This window comes from Polaromonas sp. (assembly GCF_041689105.1).
GTDB lineage: Bacteria > Pseudomonadota > Gammaproteobacteria > Burkholderiales > Burkholderiaceae_C > Polaromonas.
This window is the reverse complement of record NZ_JBDNGU010000134.1, coordinates 1-2,443: the sequence shown is the minus strand read 5'-3', so window position 1 is coordinate 2,443 and position 2,443 is coordinate 1. Positions and strand designations below refer to the sequence as shown.

Here is a 2,443-nt window from a genome sequence, read left to right as displayed (position 1 = left end):
GCGAAGACCGTTGCCAAACGCCTGAAGGCTGCGCGCGAAGCGTTTGTTGATGTGGTGGAATTTGTCGCTGGCAACACCAAGGCTTCGCCGAACGCGGTGTTCTCCGGCAGCGTGCCTTACCTGATGCTGGCCGGCAACCTGGTGGCTGGCTGGCAGCTGGCGCGTTCACTGCTGGTGGCCGAGGAAGAACTGGTTGCAGGCAACGATGTGGACTTCATGAAGGCCAAGATCATCACCGCCGTGTTCTACGCCGACCACCTGCTCAGCAAGGCACCCGGCATGCGCGACAGCATTGTCGAAGGCGCCGACAGCGTGACTGCGCTGGCGCTGGAAGCCTTCTGATAACTTGTCATTGCGAGCTTGATCCGCCATCCATGTAGGCGCGCCAGCGTGGACCCCGGATCAAGTCCGGGATGACAATTTTCCTTTAACCAACCATGCACACCATGTCCAGACTGCCTGCTCCCCTCGACAAGCTCCCGCTGCCCATCATCGGTTCGCCGCTGTTCATCATCAGCAACCCCAAGCTGGTGATCGCCCAGTGCATCGCCGGTGTAGTGGGCGCGATGCCCGCGCTCAACGCGCGGCCGGCGGCACAGCTTGAGGACTGGCTGGCCGAGATCACCGAGACCCTGACTGCCTACAACCAGGCCAATCCGGACAAGCCGGCCGCGCCGTTTGCCATCAACCAGATCGTGCACAAGTCCAACGACCGCCTGGACCACGACATGGAGATGTGCGTCAAGTACAAGGTGCCCATCTACATCACCTCGCTGGGCGCGCGTGAGGACATCAACGCCGCGGCACACAGCTACGGCGGAGTTGTGCTGCACGACATCATCAACAACAAGTTTGCGCGCAAGGCGATTGAAAAAGGCGCTGACGGCCTGGTGGCTGTTGCCGCCGGTGCGGGTGGCCATGCCGGCGTGAAAAGCCCGTTTGCGCTGATCCAGGAAATCCGCCAGTGGTTCGACGGCCCGGTGGCGCTCTCGGGCTCCATATCGACCGGCGGCGCTGTGCTGGCCGCGCAAGCCATGGGTGCTGACTTTGCGTACATCGGCTCGGCCTTCATCGCCACCGACGAAGCCCGCGCCGCAGAGGCCTACAAGCAGTCCATCGTGGACAGCAACAGCGACGACATCGTCTACTCCAGCCTGTTCACCGGCGTGCATGGCAACTACCTCAGGCCTTCCATCATTGCCGCGGGCATGGACCCGGACAATCTGCCGGAAGGCGATGTGAAGACCATGAATTTTTCGGGTGGCGAAGGCAGCAAGTCCAAGGCCTGGAAAGACATCTGGGGCTGCGGCCAGGGCATAGGTGCCATCAACAAGGTGCAGAGCACGGCTGATTACGTCGCACAGCTCAAGCGCGAGTACGCTGAGGCGCGTCAGCGCATCGGCGTTTAACCGGCATCTGCGCTCACGGCCATGGCGACCACGCAGCGCCTGCCTGGCGTCGATGCCCTCAAGGGCCTGGCGTGCTTGATGATCATCTGGCACCACCTGGCGTTTTATGGCCCTATGTCGGATGTGGTTTATGGCGTGGCGCCAGGGCTGATGGATTGGCTCTACACCTATGGCCGCATGGCGGTGCAGGTGTTTCTGGTGGTCGCTGGTTTTCTTGCCGCCAGCAGCTTGGCGCCCGCCGGTGTTGCTGTATTCCAGCGGCCAGGCCAGTTGCTGCTGCGCCGTTACCGTCGGCTGGCGCTGCCTCTTGTGGTGGCTCTATTCATCACGGCGCTTGTTGCGGCGCTGGTGCGGCCGTGGCTGGCGCATCCCTCGGTGCCCGACGCGCCCACTGTTCTGCAGGTACTTGCCCATGTGCTGATGCTGCAGGATGTGCTGGGCCAGGAAGCGCTGTCGGCGGGCATCTGGTACGTGGCGATTGATTTTCAGTTGTTTGTCCTCAGCGTGGCGCTGCTCATGCTGGCCCGCAGAAGCGGGAGCCTGGCCGTGCAGGCCAGCGTCGGCGGTGTGCTCGTTCTGGCGGCAGCTTCGTTGCTGGTCTTCAACCGGCGTGCCGGGCTAGACATGACGGGCCTGTACTTTTTCGGTTCTTATGCGCTGGGCATGCTGGCTTGGTGGGCCTCACGCAGCGCCAGGCCGGTACGATGGCTGCTGGCGATGACCTTGCTGGGCGGGCTGGCGCTGGCGCTCGATTTCAGGGGACGACTGGCTGTGGCGCTGGTGGTGGCGCTGGGGCTGTTCTGGCTGCAACGCGGCAACCGGGCCACGCGCTGCTTGCAGGCACCGTGGCTGCTGATGCTCGGACAGATGTCGTACTCGGTGTTCCTGATCCACTTCTCCGTGTGCCTGCTGGTCAATGCGGTGATCACGTATGTCTGGCCCACACAGGTGGTTGCCAATGCGCTGGGCATGCTGGCGGCCTTTGGCCTGTCGCTGCTGGCGGGCAAGGCGCTGTACCTGGGCGTTGAAGCCCG

At 63.2% G+C, this 2,443-nt stretch carries 3 protein-coding genes; all 3 read left to right on the top strand.

The window, feature by feature from the left end; genetic code table 11:
- Window positions 1-342, top strand: a 342-nt coding sequence (locus ACESMT_RS14220) for an acyl-CoA dehydrogenase C-terminal domain-containing protein (RefSeq protein ID WP_372827250.1), incomplete at its 5' end; no start/stop codon positions are given.
- A 104-nt stretch (window positions 343-446) separates the two neighbouring features.
- Window positions 447-1,409: an NAD(P)H-dependent flavin oxidoreductase gene (locus tag ACESMT_RS14215; protein WP_372827249.1), complete on the top strand. Its 963-nt coding sequence runs from the start codon at window positions 447-449 to the stop codon at window positions 1,407-1,409.
- Between the two features lie 21 nt (window positions 1,410-1,430).
- Window positions 1,431-2,443: acyltransferase family protein (locus ACESMT_RS14210; RefSeq protein ID WP_372827247.1), on the top strand; the 1,013-nt coding region annotated here is incomplete at its 3' end.

What these genes read in the sequence shown, in the direction of transcription:
- ACESMT_RS14215 (WP_372827249.1), top strand. Translation starts at nt 447, where the DNA reads ATGTCCAGACTGCCTGCTCCCCTCGACAAGCTCCCGCTGCCCATCATC.